This is a genomic window from Achromobacter colocynthidis, assembly GCF_057334535.1.
Map to the genome: position 1 here is coordinate 36,027 of NZ_JBHFIZ010000021.1, position 21,331 is coordinate 57,357.

A 21,331-nucleotide genomic window follows, 5' to 3' on the forward strand; every position below is an offset into this window, starting at 1 on the left:
GAGCGCAATATGAAACGAGTCATCGTCGCCAACCGGGGGGCAGTCGCCTGGCGTGTCATTCGAGCGCTGCGCGCGTTGGACCTGGAATCGGTTGCCGTCTATTCCGAGGCGGATCGCGATCTTCCCTATCTGCGTGAGGCCGATGTGGCCGTACCGATTGGCCCCGCGCCCGCCGCGCAAAGCTATTTGAACCGTGACACCTTGCTGCGCGTGGCGCGCGAGGCCGGCGCGGATGCGCTGCATCCGGGCTATGGTTTTCTGTCCGAGAACGCGGACTTTGCCCAGGCCGTGGAGCAGGCGGGCATGATCTTCGTGGGCCCGTCGCCTCGCTGGATCCGGATGCTGGGGCACAAGACGCAGGCGCGCGATGCGATGGCCGCGTTGGGCATGCCGATGGCGCCCAGCAGCGCGGTGCTGGGCGGTGATCTGGATGCAGTGCGCCAGGCCGCGCGGGAACTGGGTTATCCGGTGCTGATCAAGCCGGCCTCGGGCGGCGGCGGCATCGGCATGATTCCGATGCATGGCCCGCAGGATGTGGACGCCGAATGGGTGCGGGCACGGCTGATCGCCGAACGCAGTTTCGGCGGATCGGATCTGTATCTGGAAAAGCTGCTGAGCAACCCCCGGCATGTGGAGTTCCAATTTCTGGCGGACCGCTACGGGCAGGTGCGATGCCTGTATGAACGCGATTGCTCGACCCAGCGCCGGCATCAGAAGGTGCTGGAAGAGGCGCCCGCGCCGGGGTTGGACCGAGCCGCCGTGCAAGACATGGCGGCCCGGCTGGAAGGCATGCTGGCCGGGCTGGGCTATGACGTGATCGGCACCGTTGAAATGCTGTACACGCCCGAGTCCGGCTTTTCATTCCTGGAAATCAATACCCGCTTGCAAGTGGAGCACGCCGTGACGGAAGCGGTGACGGGCATCGACATTGTGGCCGCGCAACTGAGGCTGGCGGCGGGCGAGCGCATGGATAGCGTGCTGGCGCAGGTGCCGCCCTTGCGCGGGCACGCGCTGGAAGCGCGCGTTTATGCGGAAGACCCTGTGCGCTTTCTGCCGTCGCCGGGCGTGCTGCGGGCGTTTACCCCGCCTGAACTTCCCGGCGTGCGCGTGGAGACGGGCTACGCCGAAGGCTGCCGCGTGTCCAGCCATTACGACCCGATGCTGGCCAAGGTGATCGCGCATGCGGCAACGCGGAACGAGGCCTTGGCGTTGTTGAAACAGGCGCTGGCGCAGTTCCGCGTCGAAGGCGTCAAGACCAACATTCCATTCATCCTGCGATTGCTGGACGACCCGGCGTTTGGCGCCGGCGAAGTCTGCACCGGCATGGTGAACCGCATTTTGGAAACGCCGCGCGCGGCGGCGCAGGCCGAGCAGGTGGCCTAAGCAACCCAAGCAACCCAAGCAGCAGGGGGGATCCCCCAGCATCCAAGGAGAAGACATGTTCAAAGTAGAAACGCCCGTGGTGGGCCGTGTGGTTGCCGTCAGCGTGCGTCCGGGCCAGCGTGTGGACGCCGGTGACAGCGTGATCAAGGTCGAGTCGATGAAGATGGAAATTCCCGTCGAGGCCGAGCGCGGCGGCATCGTGGCGCGCGTGCTGGTCGGCGAAGGCGACGAGGTGGACGAAGGCCAGATCGTGGTTGAACTGGAGTGAGGCCGCCATGCTGATCCATACCGAACGGACGGACTCGGGCCAGGTGGCGATGCTGCGCTTGCGCAACCCCCCGGTCAACAGCTTGAGCGCGGCGCTGCGCGCTGAACTGCACGCAGCGATTCAAGCGGCGCTTGCGGATGAGGGCGTGCGCGCGTTGGTGCTCGCGGGTGACGGTGGCTTCTTTTGCTGCGGTGCCGAGATCCGCGGATTCAACACGCCGATGTCCACGCGCGAACCCACTCTGCGTTCAGTGATCGCGCTGATAGAAGGGGCGGCCAAGCCCGTGGTCGCGGCGATACACGGCGCGGCATTGGGTGGCGGGCTGGAATTGGCGCTGGGTTGCCACTATCGCGTGGCGCTGGAAGGCGCGTCGCTGGGCCTGCCCGAAGTGAAGCTGGGCGTTCTGCCCGGCGCGGGCGGCACGCAGCGGCTGCCGCGAATCGTTGGGGTTGAGCGCGCGCTGACGATGATTGCCCAAGGCGATGCCATCGACACCAGCACCGCCTTGGACTGGGGTCTGCTTGACGAGGTGTTTGCCGACGACCTGCCGCAACGCGCCGCCGCTTATGCGCTGGCGCACGCCGAGGCGCCGCTGGCCGGACGCAACGTCGGTGCGCGCAAAGTGGCGGCCCCGTCAGACCCGGGCGTGTACGACCGCGTCCGCGCAGAAGCCGCCCGCCGTTATCGCGGTTGCGTGGCGCCGGTGGCCTGCGTCGACTGCGTGGAAGCCGCCGCCAACACCGCGCTGCAAGACGGCTTGGCGGTTGAGCGCGAACGCTTCCTGGAACTGGTCAACGGCAGCCAATCCAAGGCGCAGCGCCATCTGTTCTTTGCCGAGCGCGCCGCCGTCAAACTGCCAGAGGGCTGGAGGGCCGAAGCCCCAATCACCACGGTGGGCGTGGTGGGCGCGGGCACGATGGGCGGCGGAATCGCGATGAGCCTGGCCAATGCCGGGCTTGCCGTGATGCTGGTTGAACGTGACGCGCAAGCCTTGGAACGCGGCTGGGCAGCCATCCGCAAGAACTACGCCGCGACGGCGTCCAAGGGCAAGCTGACGGCGGCGCAGGTGGAAGAACGCTTGGCGCGCATACGCACCAGTCTGAACATGAGCGACCTGCGCGACGCCGATCTGGTGATCGAGGCCGCGTTCGAGGACATGGACGTCAAGCGCCAGATCTTCACAGCGCTGGATGCCGTCTGCAAGCCGCGGGCCATCCTGGCGTCGAACACGTCGCGTCTGGACATCGACCAGATTGCCGGTTTCACCCGCCGGCCGGCGCAGGTGCTGGGCATGCATTTCTTCAGCCCGGCAAACGTCATGCGCTTGCTGGAGGTGGTGCAAGGCCGGGACACGGACGGCAACGTCATCGCCGCCGTGTTCCGGCTGGCGCGCCAAATGGGCAAGCTGCCGGTGCTGGTGGGCGTGTGCGATGGCTTCGTGGGCAACCGCATGGTCAGCCCCTACACACGCGAGGCGCATTTCTTGTTGGAGGAAGGCGCGTCGCCCGCGCAAGTGGATGGCGCCTTGCAGCGATTCGGGCTGGCTATGGGCCCGTTGCGCATGGCGGACATGGCGGGCCTGGACATTAGTTGGGCGTTTCGCAAACGCATGGCGCCCACGCGGCCCGCGCACCTGCGCTATTCGCGGGTGGCCGACACCCTGTGCGAACAAGGGCGCTTCGGTCAGAAGACCGGCAGCGGCTTTTACCGCTACGAAGCCGGTAGCCGCGAACCGCTGGAAGATCCGCGGGTGCTGGCGCTGATCGAACAATGCTCCCGCCAGGATGGCATTGCGCGCCGCGACATCACCGACGAGGAAATCGTGCAGCGCACGATGTATGCCCTGGTCAACGAGGGTGCCCGCATCCTGGAAGAGGGCATCGCCCGCCGCGCGTCAGACATCGACGTGATCTATGTCAACGGTTATGGCTTCCCCGCGTTTCGCGGCGGGCCGCTGTTTTATGCGGATGAGCAGGGTTTGTCGGCAGTGTTGGCCACCATTCGGCGCTTTCATGAAGCGCATGGCGAGCTCTGGCAACCCGCGCCGCTGCTGGAACGGTTGGTGGCGCAAGGCAAGCGCTTCGCGGACTTGTAAAGCAGGGGGCCGCGCATCGGGCGCGGCGTCCCGATAAAAATCGAGGAGACAGCAATGCATACGGAACAGGCCGGCGCCATGGCGCGGGGGCCGCAGGAACAGTACTTTGCCGCCTTGGCCGAGGGGCGCTTCCAGATTCAGTACTGTCCGGCTTGCGGCCGGCATCAGTTCTTTCCGCGCACGCTATGCATGCACTGCGGGGCGACGGATCTGGCCTGGACGAACCCCGCCTGCACCGGCACGGTCTATTCCTTCAGCATCGTGCGGCGCAAGCCCGAAGCTGGTGGCGACTACAACGTGGCGCTGATCGATCTGGACGAAGGCGTGCGCATGATGAGCCGGGTGGACGGTGTGGCGCTGGACCAGCTGCGGATCGGCATGCCGGTCAAGGCGCGGGTACTGCGCGACGTGGCCCCACCCCTGGTGGTGTTCGACGCCGTGGAGGCCGCATGATGTCGCTGGAATCAATGCGCGGACAGGTCGCCATTGCCGGGGTTGGTCATGCGGGGCTGGGCGAAGCGCACGGCTACACCGAGATGGAAGTGCTGGCCCGGGCCGCGTCGCGCGCGGTTGCTGATGCGGGCTTGACCATGCGGGATATCGACGGCCTGGCCACGTGTAGTTCGTCGGCCACGATGTGGAGCATGCCGGTGGCCGAATACCTGGGCCTGCGGCCGCGCTACATCGAAGCCACCATGCTGGGCGGGTCAAGCTTTGTCTCGCACCTGTTGCCCTCGGTGATGGCGCTGGTGTCCGGGCAATGCAATGCGGTGCTGGTCTGCTACGGCAGCACGCAGAAGACGGCCACCTTCGGCCGCAAGGAAGGCGTCAAGGCGCGCACCTTGCTGGACCCGCAGCCGTTCGAGCATCCGTATTCGCCCTTGCAACCGGTCACGTCCTACGCCTTGGCCGCCGCCCGGCACATGCACCAGTACGGCACCACGCGCGAACAACTGGCCGAGGTGGCCGTGGCCGCGCGGGCGTGGGCGGCCATGAACCCCGAGGCCGCGATGCGCGAGCCGCTGTCGATTGAAGACGTGCTGCGCTCGCGGCCCGTGTCGGACCCGCTGACCGTGCGCGACTGCTGCCTGGTCAGCGACGGCGGCGGCGCCTACGTGATGGTGCGCGCCGACCGCGCCCGCCAACTACGGCAACCGCCCGTGTACGTGCTGGGCAGCGCCACGGCGGTGTGGAATCGGCAGATCTCGTCCATGGAAGACCTGACCGTGACGGCGGCGGCCGAATCCGGCAAGCGCGCGCTGGCCATGGCCGGCCTGAACGTGGCCGACGTGGATGTGGCGGAGCTTTACGACGCCTTCACCATCAACACGCTGCTGTTCCTGGAAGACCTGGGGTTCTGCAAGAAGGGCGAGGGCGGCGCCTACGTGCAAGGTGGCGGCATCGCGCCAGGCGGCAGGTTGCCGGTGAATACCAATGGCGGCGGCTTGTCGTGCGTGCATCCCGGCATGTACGGCATCTTCCTGGTGATCGAGGCCGTGCGCCAATTGCGGGCGCAGGCGGGCGAACGCCAGGTGGCCGGCGCCGACATCGCGTTGGTGCATGGCAATGGCGGCACCTTGTCCAGCCAGTCCACCGCCATTCTGGGTGGCCCGTCCACGCGCTGATGGGGCCGTGTCCCCATCCAGGAAAAAGGAATTCCATGCTGGATAAAACATTCGATACGCTGGCCGCCGCCGTGGCGGACGTGCAGGATGGCGCGGTCATCCTGATCGGCGGCTTTGGTGCGTCGGGCGTGCCCACCGAGCTGGTGTGCGCGCTGCTGATGCAAGGCGCGCGCGAGCTCACCATCGTCAACAACAATGCAGGCAACGGCGAGCGTGGCCTGAGCCAGTTGGTGCAAGCCGGACGCGTGCGCAGGATGATCTGCTCGTTCGCGCGCTCGTCCGACCGCAAGAACCCGAACGCCGCCGCGTTCGCCGAGGCTTACCGCGCGGGAAAGATCGAACTGGAATGCGTGCCGCAGGGCACGATGGCCGAGCGCATGCGTGCGGCCGGTGCGGGCCTGGGGCCGTTTTTCACGCCCACCGCCTACGGCACGCCGCTGGCTCAGGGCAAGGAAACCCGCGTGATTGATGGCGTGGGCTACGTGCTGGAGTCGCCGCTGAAGGGCGACTTCGCATTCGTCAAGGCGCGCACTGCGGACCGCTGGGGCAACCTGGTGTACCGCTACGCCGGCCGCAACTTCGCACCGGTTATGTGCATGGCGGCGGCCACCACGGTGGCTCAGGTGGACAGCATCGTGGAACTGGGCGGCATCCCGCCCGAACACGTCATGACGCCGGGCATATTCGTCAAGCGGGTGGTGAAGGTGGGAGACAAGCATGGGATATGAAAAGCTCAACCGGCGGCAGATCGCGGGCCTGGTCGCGGCCGATATTCCGGACGGCGCCTACGTCAACCTGGGCATCGGCATTCCAACCTTGGTGTCGGCCTTCCTGCCGGCTGGCCGCGATGTGATCCTGCACACCGAGAACGGCATCGTCGGCATGGGGCCGGGTGACCCCAACGCGCCGCTGGACCTGGACTTGATCAACGCCAGCAAGGAAGCGGTGACCTTGTTGCCGGGCGCATCCATCACGGACCACGTGGTGTCGTTCGCCATGATGCGCGGCGGTCACCTGGACCTGACGGTGTTGGGCGCATTCCAGGTGGCGGCGCGTGGTGACCTGGCCAACTGGGACACCGGCGCGCCGGGCACGATACCGGCCGTGGGCGGCGCGATGGACTTGGTTGCCGGCGCCCGCCAGGTCTACATCACGATGGAGCACGTCACCAAGGATGGGCAGCCCAAGATCGTGCGCGAATGCACCTATCCGCTGACCGGCGCGGGCGTGGTGGACCGCATCTATTCCGACCTGGCGATCATCGACGTGCTGCCGGGCGCCATGCGGGTGATTGCGATGGTGGCCGGGCTGCGCTTTGACACCTTGCAGGACCTGACGGACTGCCCGCTGACCCTCGCGGATGATTGCCGAATACTGGATCCGCGATAGCGTTCGGCTCGTACTTTCCCCGTGTTGACACGGGGAGATTTCAATCCTTAGAATGTTCTTATAGAAAGAATAAGCGTTCTGTTCATAAGAACGATCGCAATGGGAAGAGACAATGGAAACCAACGCTATGCCGGCGCAAGGCGCCCTGGACGCGCAGCTTGCACATCGATTCCGCAGCCGGGCGCTGTCGTTCTCGCGGCCCCGTAAGGTCAATATGGACGTGCTGCTGCGCTTCGGCGATGCGCCCCTGCTTGTCCGCATTCGCGATGGCCATGTCGCCGCCGCCGACGCGCCCACCGCGCCCCTGCCGTCGTGCGACGTGTCCTTGCGCGCGTCCGCCACCGCCTGGTCGCGCTTCTGGCAGGCCGTGCCGGACGCGGGCTGGCATGACATCTTTGCGCTGAGCAAGCGCGGCGAGCTGGTTATTGAAGGCAATCTTCAACCCCTGATGGCGCACCTGCAATTCATCAAGGACCTGCTGGCTACCGGCCGCGAGGCGCAAGCATGAGCGCCGCGCTGGAACCCATTGTTGGCCGCTATGTGTCGGTTGAAATCGCGGGCCAGCCCTGCCGCGTCTATTTCGAGGAAGCGGGCGAGGGCATTCCGCTGGTCTGCCTGCATACCGCGGGCGCCGACAGCCGCCAGTACCGCCACATGATGTGCGATACGGACATTACGTCGCGCTATCGCGTGATTGCTTTCGACATGCCGTGGCACGGCAAGTCCTACCCGCCGCCCGGCTGGCAGGACGAGGAATACCGCCTGTCCACCGAACGCTACGTGGAAACCGTGATGGCGTTTTGCCAGGCGCTGGCGCTGGAGCGACCGGCGCTGATCGGCTGCTCGATCGGTGGGCGCATCGTGTTGCAGTTGGCGCATCAGCACGCCGACCATTTTCGCGCGTTGATCGGAGTGGAAGCGGCCGACTTCCAGGAGCCCTGGTACGACACATCGTGGCTGCATCGCGGCGACGTCCATGGCGGCGAGGTCTGCGCCGCACTGGTATCCGGGCTGGTGGCGCCGCAGTCACCCGAGGTCTTTCGCCACGAAACCCTGTGGCAGTACATGCAGGGTGGCCCTGGCGTGTTTCGCGGCGACCTGTATTTCTATCGCGTGGATGGCGATCTGCGGGGCCGGCTGGATGGCATCCGCACCGATCGCTGCCCGCTCTTTCTGCTGACGGGGGAATACGACTTCTCTTGCACGCCGGAAGACACCCTGCGCACCGCTGCCAGCATTCCCGGCGCGCAGGTCACCGTCATGCGCGAGTTGGGGCATTTCCCCATGAGCGAAAACCCCCAGCAGTTTCGCGGCTATGTCCTGCCGGTGCTGGACACCATTGCCCGCCTGTAGCGCAGGCATCACCGACGGGCAGCCCATGCCCGCGACCCCTCAGGAGACATCATGCGTTATCCGATCATTCTGGCCGGCATGTTCGCCTTGGCCACCGTTTCCGCCGCTCAGGCGCAAGACACGCTGAAACTGGGCGCCCTGGTCACGCTTTCCGGCGCGGGCGCCGCCTGGGGGCAGGGCATGAAGAACGCCGCCGAGATTGCGGCGGACCAGGTGAACGAGGCCGGCGGGCTGGAAGTGGGCGGCAAGAAGTACCGCGTGCAGGTCGTGGCCTATGACGACAAGTACCAGGCCAACGAAGCCGTGACCGTGGCCAACCGCCTGGTGTTCGAAGACAAGGTGCGCTACGTGATCGGCCCGGTGGGGTCGGCGCCCGTGCTGGCGATTCAGCCCATGACAGAAAAGAACAAGGTGATTGTGATGACGCTGGGCTTCACCGCCAAGGCCTTGGCCGCGGACAAGCCCTACACCTTCCGCCCCAACGTCACCACCGCCGAAGTGTCGCAGCCGCAGATCGACTGGCTGGTCAAGTCGCAGGGCCTGCGCAAGGTGGGCGCACTGTTTCCCAACGACGAGACCGGGCAGCAGATCGCGTTGGACCTGGAAGCCGCGTACAAGAAGGCGGGCGCAGCCTTGTCCGTGAAGGAATTCTTCGAACGCGACCGTGTCGACTTCGTGCCCGTGCTGACGCGCATGATGGCGCGCGGCATCGACGCCATCGAACTGGACGGCAATTCGCCCACCACGGCGGGCTTGATCGTCAAGCAGGCGCGCGAACTGGGCTTCGAAGGGCGCATCGTGCGCACCGGCGGCCCTGCCACGCAAGAGATCGTGAACGTGGCAGGCAAGGCCGCCACCGAAGGCATGCTGGTGCATACGCCGATCGACCCCGAACTGCCGGCCACCAAGGCCTACGCCGAGCGCTACGCCGCGAAGTACAAGCATTCCATGAACGGCTTCAGCCCGGCTTTTTATGACGGCACCAACATGCTGTTCGAGGCCATGCGCCGCGCCGGCACCGTGGAAGATACTGACCGCGTGCGCGCCGAACTGGAAAAGTTGGACGGCTTTGAAGGGTCCTTGGGCAAGCTGAGCTGGACGGGCCAGGCCATGTACGGCATCAACCACCAATTGAACGCGCCGTTCTACGTGGCCGAGGTCAAGGATGGCCGCGAGGTGATCCGCGCGCGCTGCACCGTCGAGGGATGCCGCTAGCGCGGCGGGGGATGCCACGTGGATTGGAGCATTTTGTTAACGCAGGCCACGATCAACGGCTTGATCGTGGGGCTGCTGTACCTGCTGATGGCCGTGGGCTTCACGCTGGTTTTCGGCGTCATGCGCATGGTGAACTTCGCCCATGGCGAGTTCTACATGCTGGGGGCATTCGGCGCCTATTACCTGACGACCCAGGCGGGCTTCACCTTCCTGCCTGCCGTGGCGCTGACCTTTGCCTTGGCGGTGGCGGGCGGCGCGGTGCTGGAATGGGGCGTGCTCAAGCCGTTTCGCCGCGATGAGCTCAACGGCATGATCGCCACCATCGGCCTGGCGATGATCCTGCAGAACCTGGCTTTGATGTTCTTCGGCCCCGACCCCTTGTCCATGCCCGCCGTCGCCCAGGGCACGGCGCGCATGGGCAAGCTGGTCATTCCGCTGTCGCGTGTGTATGTGGTGGTGTTCGCCTTGCTGGCGCTGGCCTTGCTGTATGGCTTTCTGCGTCATTCTCGCCCGGGGCGCGCCTTGCGCGCGGTGGTAGAGGATTTTGAAATCGCCGGCATCCAGGGCATCCGTTCGCGCATCTACTACCCCTTGGGTTTCGGCCTGGGCGTGGGCTTGGCGGCGGTGGCGGGCGCGCTGATGGCCCCGCTGTTCTCGGTGTCGCCATTTGTAGGCGCCACGCCGCTGCTCAAGGCGTTCATCGTGGTCATCCTGGGCGGGCTGGGCAGCATACCTGGCGCGGCGGTCGCGGGCCTGGCGCTGGGCCTGGCGGAAAGCTACGGCAGCCTGCTGTTTCAAAGCAGCACGGCGGACATGCTGATCTTTGGCGTCGTGATCGTGATGCTGGTGGTGCGGCCCAAAGGGCTGCTTGGCCGAGGGGAGGCATAAGCCATGACCGAACTTTCTCTACAGGCCGACGTGGTGCGACCCGCCCCTTGGCGCTGGCTGTTGTGGGCGGCCCTGGCCGTGGCCGCGGTCGCGCCCTGGTTTGCCGGGCCATTTGTGCAGCACCTGGCGGTTCTGACCTGCCTGAACGTGTTGATCGTCAACGGGCTGGCGCTGATCGCGCGCTGCGGGCAGTTGTCCTTGGGGCACGCGGCCTTCGTCGCGCTGGGCGCTTACGGTTCGGTATTGGCCGCGCGCCTGCTGGGCTGGAGCTTCCTGCCGTCCACGCTGGCCGGGGTGGTACTGACCGCCTTGGTCGCGCTGGTGCTGGGCGCAATCATCCTGCGCCTGAAAGGCGTGTATTTCGTGCTGGTCACGTTTGCGTTCGGGGAACTGGTGCGCTTGATCCTGCTGGACGGCTCGTCATGGTCGGGCGGCGCCAATGGCATTGCCGGCATCCAGCCGGCGGCGCTGCTGGGTGTGGTGTTCGATACGCGCGCCAGCTTCTACGGCCTGGCGCTATGCGTGGCGCTGGGGGCGGTGGCGCTCTTGAGCGCGGTGGCCAAGCGGCCGTTCGGCCATGCCATCGACGCGGTCGCGGAAAACCCGGCGCTGGCCGAGTCCACGGGCCTAAGCGTGCGCCGTATCCAGCTTTGCGCCTTTGGCGCCGGCTGCGCGCTGGCGGCGGCGGGCGGGGCCTTGCAGGCGCGTTACGTGGGCTACGTGTCGCCTGAATCGTTCAACGTCAGTATTTCCATCGGCTTCATCATCATGCTGGTCATTGGCGGGCGCCGTTCGGTATGGGGCGGATTGATCGGCGCCATGGTGTTGACGCCGCTGCCCGAGTTGTTTCGTGGCGCGGTCCAAACGCAGCACATCTTCTATGGCGCGGCGCTGATCCTCATCCTACGTTTTCTGCCGGCGGGTCTTGCCGGTTTGCCGGGGCCGTGGCAGGCGCGCCGGCACAAGGAGTCCCAATGAGCCAGCCTTTATTGCAGGTCCAGGGCCTGTCGCGCAGTTTCGGCGGCCTGGCGGCCTTGCGCGATGTGAGCTTTGCCGTTGCCCCCGGTGAAATCGTCGGCTTGATCGGCCCCAACGGTGCGGGCAAGACGACGGCGTTCAACGTGATCAGCGGCACCATGCCGCCCTCCGCCGGCACGGTCCATTTCGACGGTCGCGATATCTCCGGTGGCCCGCCCAGCCGTGTGGTGGTGCTGGGCTTGGCGCGCACGTTCCAGTCCACCTCGACCTATCCCGAAGTCACCGTCGCCGAGAACATCCGGCGCGGCATGCTGTCGCGCGTGCGGCATTCCTGGCTGCGCCGCCTGGCGGGACGCACACAGGACCTGTTGTCGGCGGCCGAAGTCACGCAGGAAGTGGACCGCTTGCTGACGTTGCTGGACTTGCAACCTTGGCGCGATGCGGCGGCGGGGTCGTTGGCTTATGGCTTGCAGAAGAAGCTGGGCATCGCCGTCGCGCTGGCCTGCCGTCCGCGCATGTTGCTGCTGGATGAACCGGCGGCCGGCCTGAACCACGAAGAATGCAATGAGCTGGGGCGCTTGCTGCGCCGCCTGCAATCCGAAGAAGGGCTGACGATGCTGCTGGTGGAGCATCACATGGCGCTGGTCATGGAACTTAGCCATCGCATCGTGGTGCTGGTGCAAGGAGAAAAAATTGCCGAGGGCACACCGCAAGCCATTCGTGACAACCCGGCCGTGATCGAAGCCTATCTGGGAGCGCCCGACTATGCCCATGCTTGAAGTTCAGGACCTGAAGGTCCGATACGGGCCGTTGGAAGCGGTGCGCGGCATCAGCTTCAATGTTGAACAAGACCAGATCGTGGCGCTGGTCGGCTCAAACGGCGCGGGCAAGAGCTCCACGCTGAAGGCCTTGATCGGTCTGGCTCCGGCGGCGGGCGGTCGCATCCTGTTCGAAGGGCGTGACATCGCGCGCCTGGGGTCGGCGGCACGCGTCTCGGCCGGCTTGGCCTTGTCACCAGAGGGACGGCGGCTGTTCGGCCGCATGACCGTGCTGGACAACCTGATGGCGGGCGCGCATGGCGTCCGGTCTCGTGCTCGCGTGCGTTCGCGGCTAGACGAGATCTACACGCTGTTTCCGCGTGTGCAGGAGCGGCGCGCGCAGTTGGCCGGTTCCTTGTCTGGTGGTGAACAGCAGATGGTTGCCATCGGACGCGCGCTGATGGCGCAGCCCCGCTTGCTGATGCTGGACGAGCCATCGCTGGGCATCGCGCCCAAGGTCGTGGCCGAGATCGCGGACGCCATCCAGCGCATCAACCGCGATAGCGGCATCGCCATTGTGTTGGTGGAGCAGAACGCGCGGCTGGCGCTGCGCCTGGCGCATCAGGCCTATGCGTTCGAGCACGGCGAGGTGGTGCGCAGCGGCAAGGGCGCCGACTTGCTGGCCGATCCCTTTGTGCAAAAAGCCTATTTGGGCATTTGAAGCGAGCCTGACGATGCAAAACACGCTTCCCCAATACGAGGTCTACGCCATCCGCTACGCTCGCATGCCGCGCCAACGGCGCGACAACTTCCTGGGCGGCGACCCCCACGACGGCGACATGCCCATGGATTTCTTCGTGTGGCTGATACGTGGCGCGGGCCGCGTCTTGCTGGTCGACACCGGTTTCAACGCGGACATGGCGCGCACGCGGCGGCGTGAGCTGATCCAATGCCCCATCGCGGCGCTGGCGCCGCTGGGCGTGCAGCCCGAAGACGTGCAGCATGTAGTGCTGACCCATTTGCATTACGACCACGCGGGCAATTTAGATCTGCTGCCGCAGGCGCGCTTTCATGTGCAGGACGATGAAATGGACTACGCCACCGGCCGCTGCATGTGCTTTGCACCGCTGCGCCATGCCTATGCGGTGGAAGACGTGGTCACGCTGATCAGGCGAGTCTACGAAAATCGGGTGGAGTTCCATGACGGCGACGAAGTCTTGCTGCCCGGCATCGAACTGCTGCATATCGGTGGCCACACGAAAGGCTTGCAGGCGGTGCGGGTACATACCGAACGCGGCTGGGTGGTGCTGGCGTCGGACGCCAGCCATTATTACGAGAACATGGGGCAGGGCAGGCCGTTTCCGATCGTCTACAACACGGCGCAGATGCTGTCGGGCTATGCGAAGCTGTATGGCGCTGCGCAGTCCGAACAGCATGTGGTGCCGGGGCATGACCCGGCGGTGCTGGAGCGGTATCCGGCGTGGCAGGATTCGCCGCATGTGGTGATGCTGCATTGTGAGCCGCGCGTTTCCGGGTAGCGGAAACGGCAGTCAGCACCAACCGGGCGTGCCGCCGCGGCATGGCAGGCCGCACAAAACCCTTTCCGCCCAACCCATCCTTCAGACAGCCAGGCGCCGAGCATCAACCGGGCCGCTCTGGCTGCGTTATCGTTTCCACTAATTATCGTAATCCCTAGCTTTTTCTAGGCAATTCTTGCCTCCATAATTTGCGGAAACGTTTCCACAAAAAGGATAGGCATGAACACCGAGTTGCAGGCTGAACGGGTGAAAACCGTCGTAGACCACATGGCCTTGGAGTGTGTCCAGGAATGGGACAAGGTCATCGATACCTTTGAGCACCCCCGGTACGAGATGCACTCAAGCGGCGCCGGCTTCGACGGCGAAAGCGAAGTGATGGGGTACTTCCATTCGTCGCGCGCGTCGTTTCCAGATCTGAAGAACGAGATCATTGCGGTGGGCGCGGCCGACGGGACGGACATCGTCCTGGTGGAGTTCTGGCTGTCCGGCACGCATGCCGGGCCGTTCACCGTCGACGGCAAGACCTACGAGCCGACGGGGCGCAAGTTTCGCGTCCGCATGGCCGCGACATTCGAATTCGCGCCCGACTCCGCCAAGATTATTTGCGAGCGTCCGTACACCTGTCAGAACGCCAAGCTGCGTTCGCTCGGGTTGCTGTAGCGGTACCGGCGATCCCGTTCAGGAGGCGGGTAGCCATGAGAGACCCACTGTAAGAACCATTTTTTCAGCATAAAAAATCAGGGCGGGCCAACGAGGCACTGCGCCCAGAGATAAACCCGAGGAGACAACAATGAAAAAGCTGTCCGTTGCAGCCGCGATGCTTGCCGTGTTCGGCATGGGCGTCGCTCACGCCGATGACTACCCGAATCGCCCCATCCGCATGCTGTTGCCGTTCTCGGCGGGCGGGGGCGGCGACACCTTGGGCCGCATCTTGGCGGAGCGCTTTTCGGTCGAACTGAAGCAGCCCGTCATCGTCGAGAACAAGCCTGGCGCGGGAGGCACGATCGGCATCGCAACGGTTGCTCGCGCGGCGCCTGATGGCTACACGATCACGATCGGCGGCATGACCACGCACATACTTTCGCCCCTGGTCTACAAGGAGCTGCCGTACGACCCGATCAAGAGTTTCACGTCGCTGGGCGCCATCGGAAACTCCGCCATCATGGTGGTCGCCAACAACAGCTTTCCCGCGAATGACATCGAGGGGATCAGGAAACTGGAGGAGTCCCGTAAAACGCCCGTGCAATACGCAAGCTGGGGCGTGGGCTCCACCGGCCATTTCTGCGGCGAGATCCTGGTGCAGAAGGGCAAGCTGAAGATGCAGCACGTGCCCTACAAGGGAACCACGCAGATCATGACCGACGTGATGGGCGGGCACATTGATCTTGGTTTCGTCGACATGGCAACGGCTACCCCGATGGTGACGCAGCATAAGGTGAAAGGGCTTGCGGTCTGTACCAAGCGTTCCCCCAGCGTGCCGGAAATTCGCAGCTACAAGGAACAGGGCATCGACTTTGATCGCGACCTTAACTGGGCCATGTACGTGCCCGCGGGCACACCCAAGCCCATCGTCGATCGCTTATCCAGCACCTTGGAAAAGGTGTTGAAAGAGCAGGAAGTGATCACCAAGCTGCTTGGGCTGGGTATCTCGGCCAACTACGTGCCCGGACCCGCCCATGAAAAGGCGAACATCGCCGACATCGAAGCCTGGCGCGCGGTTGCGCAAGAGGCCGGCATCCAGCCGCAGTAAGCGGCTTCCCCATCTTGGCGGCGAGTGATCTCGTCGCCTGCTTCCCGACACGAGACGTTGATGAAACTGCTACAAGACCGCGTTGCCGTCATTTCTGGGGCGGCGCACCCAAAGGGCATTGGCAAAGCCACCGCAAGACTCTTCTTGGAGCATGGCGCCCGCGTGGCCATTCTTGACGTGGACGAGGCGCGCATACAGGAAAGCGCGGCTGACCTGGGCGCTGCGCCCGCCCAACTGCTTGCGCTGGCCTGTGACGTTGGTAGCGACCAGCACTGCCGCGCCGCCGTTGACCAGATCGCGGCGTGGTCGGGCGGCGTGGTCGACGTGCTGGTGAACAATGCGGCGATCACCCAGAAGGCCACGTTTCGCGACATTACCCCTGCGGATTTCGAACGCATCCTGCGGGTGAACCTGACCGGCGTCTTCAACCTGAGCCAAGCCGTCATCCCATTGATGATTCAGCGCGCGGCGGGAAGCATCATCTCGATTTCATCGCTGTCGGCGCAGAACGGCGGGGGCATCTTCGGCGGCGCGCACTACTGCGCGGCCAAGGCGGGCGTGCAAGGCATTACCCGCGCCATGGCCAAGGAGTTCGGCGAGCACAAGATACGGGTCAATGCGATTGCCCCGGGCCTGATCACCACCGATTTCTCGCGCACCGGGCGCTCGGATGAAAGCAAGGACGACGCCGCCCAAGGCTGGCCGCTGCGCCGGGCCGGACGCCCGCACGAAGTGGCCGGCGGCTGCCTGTTCCTGGCCAGCGACCTTTCCAGCTACATCACCGGCACGACGTTGGATATCAACGGCGGCGCCCACATGAACTAAGGAACCTTGATGAGCAGAATTTTTGGTGGCGTTCGGCAAGTGGGCTACGTGGTCCGCGACATAGAAAAAGCCATGAAGCACTGGTCCGAGGTGCTTGGCGTTGGCCCGTGGTTCTACAAGGAAGAGGGCGGCACGACCGAATTCCGATATCGCGGCCAAGTGTCGCAGCCGCCGCGCCTGTCCATTGCCTTGGCGAATTCAGGCGACCTGCAAATCGAGCTGATCCAACAGCGCGATGAGGCGCCGTCGCTCTATCTGGATTCCCTGCGTAACAGTGGCGAGTGCGCGCAGCATGTGGCGTTCTGGACGCTGGACCATTTCGACGAGTTTTGCGGCCGGCTGCTGCGTAACGGCTACGAGGAAGGGCACGGCGGACGAATGGGCTTGCGCGGCCGCTTTGCCTACTTCGTCCATCCTGACTTGCCCAGCGGCATGATCGAAGTGTCGGAAATGAAGGGCGGCAAAGGCGAGTATTTCGACGAGATCAGAGCAGCTTGCGCATCGTGGGATGGATCCGCGCCGATACGCCCGCGAACCTAGGCGGCCGAGTGCCGAAGACGGTGTATGTTAGCCACTTTCGGCACAGACAAAACCACAATCATGAAAGACCCAATCGCCCGAATCACCATCCGCGACGTGGCCAAGAAAGCCGGGGTTTCCCTGGGCACGGCATCGCGCGCGCTGAACCGCACCGGCCGCGTCAGCGAAGCCGCCATCGCGGCGGTCGAACAGGCGGTGCGCAGCCTGGACTATCGGCCGGACGCCGTGGCAAGAAGCCTGCGCACGAAGTCATCCGGCGTGATCGGGCTGCTGGTGTCCGATCTGGCCAACCCGCTGTACGCACGCATCATCACCGCGACAGAAACCGCGCTACAGGCCGAAGGCTATTCACTGTTGGTGGCTAGCACACACAACGAAAGGCGGCGCGAAGCGTCCTTGGTCGACATCTTTCGCGGCCGGCGCGTCGACGCCTTGATTCTGGGTCCCTGCGAAAAGGAATCCGCCGAGCTCATCGACAAGCTGTCGCAAGAGTTGCCCGTGGTGGCACTGGACCGAGAGTTCGGCGAGTCCTCCGTTGGTATCCACGTGGATCATGCGGCGGGCGCATTCCAGGCGACGCAATATCTGCTGAACCTGGGCCACACGCGCATTGCGCTGCTGACGCCGGGCACGGACCTGCGCACCGGTAAAGAACGTATCGCGGGTTTTCGCCAGGCATTCGACGCGCGCGGCATTGTTCCCGACCCGGCGCTGATCCGGGCGGAACGGTCCGCGATGCAGTTCGCCTTCACCGAGGCGATGTCACTGCTGTCGCACGCGAACCGCCCCACGGCATTTGTTTGCCTGGGAACAAGAATCCTGTCCGGCGTGCTGCAAGCCCTGCGCCATACCGGAGACTCGGTGCCCAACGATATCAGCGTGATCAGCATCGGCGACACCGATCTGTCGCAGCTATTCAGCCCCGCCATCACCTCGCTCAGTTGGGATCTTGAGGCGGTGGGCACGTGCGCGGCACAACTGGTTTTAAAGCAACTGGATCGCCAGACGGCGTCTGCCCAAGGCGATCGCATCGTTATCAAGACGCAGCTGATATTGCGCGAATCGTGCGCGCCCGCGGCGCCGTCTTGACCCTTCATCAACATCAGGAACGCTCATGACACTTCCGTACACCATCACTCATCAAGATCGCCTGCTGACCGTCAACATTGAAGACGGCGTAGAAGTGCCAGGCGCCGCCCCGGGCTCATCGATCATCCCCTTGTTTCTGGACCGGGAGAACGGTGTGTGGGTGTTGTACGGCAAGTTCGCCCCGGGCACGCGCCTGCCCACGCACTTCCATACCGGCGTCGTCCACTTCTACACCACCAAGGGCCAGTGGAACTACCTGGAGTATCCGGATGACGTGCAGAAGGCCGGCAGCTATCTGTACGAACCCGGCGGCTCGGTCCATACGTTTTCCGTGCCCGAAGACGCTACGGAACCGGCCGAAGGCTTCATGGTGGTGTTCGGCGCCAACATCAACTTTATCGATGGCGAGTTCGCCAACATCCGCGACGCGGGCGCCATCGAAGATTCGATTCTTGACGCGGCCAAGAAGGCCGGGCTGCCCGTGCCCCGCTATATCCGCCCCAAGGGTGGCGCCGAATTCACGCGCGATTGAGCGGGGAGGGTTCTGGTTATGCGTTTGGCATCGAAAGTGGCCCTGGTAGCAGGCGCCGGCACGCTAAGAAATTCGTTTTCCGCCGCCGATCAGGTGGGCAACGGCGCAGCCTGTGCGATCCGGTTCGCGCGCGAAGGCGCAACCGTTATCTGCACCGACCGGTCCCTGGCGGCCGCGGAAGAGACCGTGCAGATGATTCGCTTGGAAGGCGGTGTTGCGGAAGCGCTTGAATTGGACGTCACGGATTCGGCACAGATCGAGCGAGTCTCGCACGACGTGGCGGGGCGTCACGGGGGCATCGATATCCTGCACAACAATGTCGGCATCGAAATCCAGGGCGACCTGCTTGCCGTGCAAGACGACGAGTGGGACCGCGTCATGACGGTCAACGTGCGCGGCTCCATGGCAATGGCGCGCGCCTTCTTGCCGCAGATGAAGGCGCGCGGTGGCGGGGCCATCATCAACGTATCGTCGACCGCAAGCCTGAAATGGAGCCCGATGCAGTTCCTGTCGTACAGCACCGCCAAAGCGGCCGTCAATCACATGACGCGGGTCATCGCGCGGCAGTATGCCCCGGACCAGGTGCGGTGCAATTGCATCATCCCCGGCATGATTCGAACGCCGCATGCGGATGCGCTGTATGCCAGCGCCGAGGCGGTGGAAGCAGGGCATAAGACGCGGGACGCAAGGTGCCCGATGGGGCGCCAGGGCAGCCCTTGGGACATTGCCAATGCGGCGCTGTTCCTGGCGTCTGACGAGGCGGCTTACGTTACGGGGTGTTTGATGGTGGTGGATGGGGGGTCGAGTTTGTAGCGCGTCTTTGGCGGGTCCGTTGCTGACGTGGCCGCCAGTGCGGCCGGAAGATCCGGCCGCTTGGCAACTCACTCAATACCGATATCCCAGCGTAAGCATCGTTGTGCGCCCGTCACCCAGCGCGACGGCGTTGCGCAGGCCGCCGGCAAAGTAATCCTTGTCGAACAGGTTGCGCACGGTCAATGCGGCACGCCAGCGGTCCGCGTTGTAAGCGATGCCCGCGTCGGCCACCGCGTAACCCGGGATGACGTATCCGTAAGCGTGGCGCGGGCTTTCACCACGCATGCCACCATTCAGTTCCCAACCTTGCGCCGGGCCGCGCAAGCGGTAGCGCGCCGTCAGGTTGATGCTGTGGCGCGGCACGTTGTCCAGCCAGCTACCTTCGGTGGAGGCGGCCTGCCCGCCGTCGTCGGTGATGACGGCCGCAATGTAGGCGTAGCCGCCCATCAGGCTCAACCCATTGCCCAAGTCCGACACAAAGCCAAGCTCGGCGCCTCGCGTACGTTGCTCGCCGACGGCAATGCTGTAGCCATCGTTGATCGGGTCGGACTGAAGTACCTGGCGACGGCGCAGATCAAAGGCCGCTACGGTCAGGCTGGTATTGCCTTCATCCAGGTCAAACTTGACGCCGGCTTCCCATTGGCGGCCCGTCTCGGGTGCAAACCCCTGGCCGTTGGCGTCGGTGCCTACGTTGGGATAGAACGAGGTGGCGTAGCTGATGTAGGGGCGTATCCCGGGCGCAATTTCGTACATCACTGCGCCCGACCCCGTTGTCTTCTGTGCCGGGTTGTCCTGGCGGTTGCCGGTCAGCCTGTCCGTGGAATAGCTGGCGGCATCGTCACGCCGCAGGCCGGCAATCAGGCGCCAACGCTCGCCAAGCTGGATCTGGTCACGAAAGTAAAAGCCCAGGGAACGTACGGTGCTTTGACTGTCGGTGCGCGGATTGGCGGGGCAGACAATCGGGCTTCCGTAAACCGGGTCGTACATGTTCAATGCGCCGACGGAACAATTTTTTTGCAGCGCGTTCTCGCGCGTGCGCAGATAGTCGACCCCGACCGTGATCTCGTGCTTGCCCCAAGCGGTATCAAAGCGGCGCTGCGCATTCGTGTCCATCGAGAACGTATCGCCGTCCCAATGCTGGTCGGTGGCGGTACGTCGCAGGCTGCGGCCCCCTGCGGCAAGCGTGCCCGCCGCCACGAGTTGGCCGTCAAGCGTGAATTCTTGCCAGCGCAGGTTCTGGTTGACCGTCCAGCCGTTGTCAAAGCGATGCGTCAACGCATAGCCCACCCGGCTCTGGAATCCGCGATACGGGTCCTGATCCGGCTCGCCGATAAAGCGATCACGAGGGATGCTGCCATTCGGGTTTTCAAGCACGGACCCGACCACCGGCAAGCCTTGCTGCCGCACATAGCGGCGTTCCTGATAGCTGGTAAGGATGGTGAAGTCCGTTCGTGTTCCAAGATCCAGCGACAGCGACGGCGCGATCCATCGATTCTTGAACCACACGTAATCGGTGGCGTCATGCGAGTTCATCGCCAGCGCGTTCAAGCGGAAAGCCGCCTTGCCGTTCTCTGACAGCGGCGTGCCCATATCCAGGGTCCCCTGATAGAAATCGTGGCTGCCGACCGTGGTCTCAACGTTCGCGAAAGCCTCGGGCTGGGGCCGCTTGCTGACCATGTTGACCAGGCCGCCGGGTAGCACCAGGCCGTAGAGCAGAGAAGCAGGGCCCTTAAGCACTTCCACTTGTTCAAGCCCAAACAGTTGCTCGGCAACGCGGTTGGAGGCTGCCGTGCGCAGGCCGTCCAGGAACAAGGAATCGGAAGCCACTTGCCCACGAATGATCAGGTCATCCCACCCCCGCCGCCCAAACTGGTTGGCCACCACGCCCGGGACGTTGTGCAGGGCGTCGGCCAGGGTTTGCGCTTGTTGGCTGTCGAGTACGGCGCGTGGGACCACGGTGATCGACTGTGGCGTCTGTGACAGCGGCACGGAGGATTTGTTGACGGAGGGCGGCTGGACGGGATTGAAACTGCCGTCGGCTTCCGGATCGGCGGTGACGCGGACGGAGGGAAGTTGGACGACGTCTGGGGACTGTGCATGAAGGACGCCAGGGGCAAGCAGAGCCAGGCCGGCGAATAGGGCGGGGGCGTGAATGGGCGACATCAAGAGAGAGGGGAGGGCTGCTGGATAGGGTGTTTGGCGGTGGCTGTGAGGCGCGACGCCATGCACGGTGAGGGCCGTATTGAAGCGGCTCTTGGAATATCGGAATGATAATAAAACGCATTAATATTA

At 64.5% G+C, this 21,331-nt stretch carries 23 protein-coding genes; 22 read left to right on the forward strand and 1 reads right to left on the reverse strand.

From position 1 onward, the window contains the following. Positions 1–9 precede the first annotated feature (9 nt). The 22 genes from ACE04A_RS06335 to ACE04A_RS06440 all read left to right on the forward strand — a co-directional run bounded on the left by ACE04A_RS06335 (position 10) and on the right by ACE04A_RS06440 (position 19,039). Positions 10–1,383, forward strand: a complete 1,374-nt coding sequence (locus ACE04A_RS06335; protein ID WP_448716049.1) for an acetyl-CoA carboxylase biotin carboxylase subunit — start codon at positions 10–12, stop codon at positions 1,381–1,383. 55 nt (positions 1,384–1,438) lie between these two features. Further along, on the forward strand, positions 1,439–1,651 hold the full coding sequence (locus ACE04A_RS06340) for a biotin/lipoyl-containing protein (protein WP_268077398.1): 213 nt from the start codon (positions 1,439–1,441) through the stop codon (positions 1,649–1,651). A gap of 7 nt (positions 1,652–1,658) precedes the next feature. Continuing rightward, entirely contained in the window at positions 1,659–3,746 is a 2,088-nt protein-coding gene (locus tag ACE04A_RS06345) for a 3-hydroxyacyl-CoA dehydrogenase NAD-binding domain-containing protein (RefSeq protein WP_448716050.1), read from the forward strand. A 54-nt stretch (positions 3,747–3,800) separates the two neighbouring features. Next, positions 3,801–4,199, forward strand: coding sequence for a Zn-ribbon domain-containing OB-fold protein (locus ACE04A_RS06350; protein WP_448716051.1), 399 nt, complete (start codon positions 3,801–3,803; stop codon positions 4,197–4,199). Beyond that, on the forward strand, positions 4,199–5,371 hold the full coding sequence (locus ACE04A_RS06355; RefSeq protein ID WP_279994226.1) for a thiolase family protein: 1,173 nt from the start codon (positions 4,199–4,201) through the stop codon (positions 5,369–5,371). Before ACE04A_RS06350 ends, ACE04A_RS06355 begins: the two co-directional genes overlap by 1 nt. A 35-nt stretch (positions 5,372–5,406) precedes the next feature. Continuing rightward, positions 5,407–6,099, forward strand: coding sequence for a 3-oxoacid CoA-transferase subunit A (locus ACE04A_RS06360; protein WP_448716052.1), 693 nt, complete (start codon positions 5,407–5,409; stop codon positions 6,097–6,099). Then, on the forward strand, positions 6,089–6,760 hold the full coding sequence (locus ACE04A_RS06365) for a 3-oxoacid CoA-transferase subunit B (protein WP_485819961.1): 672 nt from the start codon (positions 6,089–6,091) through the stop codon (positions 6,758–6,760). The genes ACE04A_RS06360 and ACE04A_RS06365 overlap by 11 nt, the downstream gene beginning before the upstream one ends. Before the next feature lie 112 nt (positions 6,761–6,872). Beyond that, the gene (locus tag ACE04A_RS06370) at positions 6,873–7,268 is read left to right on the forward strand and encodes a hypothetical protein (protein ID WP_448716054.1); all 396 of its coding nucleotides are present in this window, start codon (positions 6,873–6,875) and stop codon (positions 7,266–7,268) included. Beyond that, positions 7,265–8,113: an alpha/beta fold hydrolase gene (locus tag ACE04A_RS06375; protein WP_279993935.1), complete on the forward strand. Its 849-nt coding sequence runs from the start codon at positions 7,265–7,267 to the stop codon at positions 8,111–8,113. The genes ACE04A_RS06370 and ACE04A_RS06375 overlap by 4 nt, the downstream gene beginning before the upstream one ends. A gap of 51 nt (positions 8,114–8,164) precedes the next feature. Beyond that, on the forward strand, positions 8,165–9,328 hold the full coding sequence (locus ACE04A_RS06380) for an ABC transporter substrate-binding protein (RefSeq protein ID WP_279993938.1): 1,164 nt from the start codon (positions 8,165–8,167) through the stop codon (positions 9,326–9,328). 18 nt (positions 9,329–9,346) lie between these two features. After that, a complete protein-coding gene (locus ACE04A_RS06385; RefSeq protein WP_448716056.1) occupies positions 9,347–10,216 on the forward strand; it encodes a branched-chain amino acid ABC transporter permease in 870 nt (289 codons plus the stop codon). 3 nt (positions 10,217–10,219) lie between these two features. After that, entirely contained in the window at positions 10,220–11,194 is a 975-nt protein-coding gene (locus tag ACE04A_RS06390) for a branched-chain amino acid ABC transporter permease (RefSeq protein ID WP_485819962.1), read from the forward strand. After that, positions 11,191–11,973, forward strand: a complete 783-nt coding sequence (locus ACE04A_RS06395; protein WP_279993944.1) for an ABC transporter ATP-binding protein — start codon at positions 11,191–11,193, stop codon at positions 11,971–11,973. The genes ACE04A_RS06390 and ACE04A_RS06395 overlap by 4 nt, the downstream gene beginning before the upstream one ends. Further along, positions 11,960–12,673: an ABC transporter ATP-binding protein gene (locus ACE04A_RS06400; protein ID WP_279993947.1), complete on the forward strand. Its 714-nt coding sequence runs from the start codon at positions 11,960–11,962 to the stop codon at positions 12,671–12,673. Before ACE04A_RS06395 ends, ACE04A_RS06400 begins: the two co-directional genes overlap by 14 nt. A gap of 13 nt (positions 12,674–12,686) precedes the next feature. Further along, complete coding sequence (locus tag ACE04A_RS06405; RefSeq protein WP_448716058.1) at positions 12,687–13,490, forward strand: N-acyl homoserine lactonase family protein; 804 nt, start codon at positions 12,687–12,689, stop codon at positions 13,488–13,490. A 219-nt stretch (positions 13,491–13,709) separates the two neighbouring features. Further along, the gene (locus ACE04A_RS06410; protein ID WP_485819963.1) at positions 13,710–14,150 is read left to right on the forward strand and encodes a nuclear transport factor 2 family protein; all 441 of its coding nucleotides are present in this window, start codon (positions 13,710–13,712) and stop codon (positions 14,148–14,150) included. Between the two features lie 130 nt (positions 14,151–14,280). Next, positions 14,281–15,240: a Bug family tripartite tricarboxylate transporter substrate binding protein gene (locus ACE04A_RS06415; protein WP_448716059.1), complete on the forward strand. Its 960-nt coding sequence runs from the start codon at positions 14,281–14,283 to the stop codon at positions 15,238–15,240. Positions 15,241–15,300: 60 nt separating this feature from the next. Further along, on the forward strand, positions 15,301–16,065 hold the full coding sequence (locus tag ACE04A_RS06420; RefSeq protein WP_448716060.1) for an SDR family NAD(P)-dependent oxidoreductase: 765 nt from the start codon (positions 15,301–15,303) through the stop codon (positions 16,063–16,065). A gap of 9 nt (positions 16,066–16,074) precedes the next feature. Continuing rightward, a complete protein-coding gene (locus ACE04A_RS06425; RefSeq protein ID WP_485819964.1) occupies positions 16,075–16,605 on the forward strand; it encodes a VOC family protein in 531 nt (176 codons plus the stop codon). Between the two features lie 60 nt (positions 16,606–16,665). Then, the gene (locus ACE04A_RS06430; RefSeq protein ID WP_259246414.1) at positions 16,666–17,694 is read left to right on the forward strand and encodes a LacI family DNA-binding transcriptional regulator; all 1,029 of its coding nucleotides are present in this window, start codon (positions 16,666–16,668) and stop codon (positions 17,692–17,694) included. Between the two features lie 25 nt (positions 17,695–17,719). Next, entirely contained in the window at positions 17,720–18,226 is a 507-nt protein-coding gene (locus ACE04A_RS06435; RefSeq protein ID WP_448716061.1) for a 2,4'-dihydroxyacetophenone dioxygenase family protein, read from the forward strand. A 36-nt stretch (positions 18,227–18,262) separates the two neighbouring features. Then, positions 18,263–19,039, forward strand: a complete 777-nt coding sequence (locus ACE04A_RS06440; RefSeq protein ID WP_485819965.1) for an SDR family NAD(P)-dependent oxidoreductase — start codon at positions 18,263–18,265, stop codon at positions 19,037–19,039. A gap of 72 nt (positions 19,040–19,111) precedes the next feature. Here ACE04A_RS06440 and ACE04A_RS06445 read toward each other — a convergent pair whose 3' ends face one another. Further along, positions 19,112–21,202 (reverse strand): TonB-dependent siderophore receptor, encoded by a 2,091-nt coding sequence (locus ACE04A_RS06445; RefSeq protein WP_448716129.1) that lies wholly within the window; start codon positions 21,200–21,202, stop codon positions 19,112–19,114. Positions 21,203–21,331 lie beyond the last annotated feature (129 nt).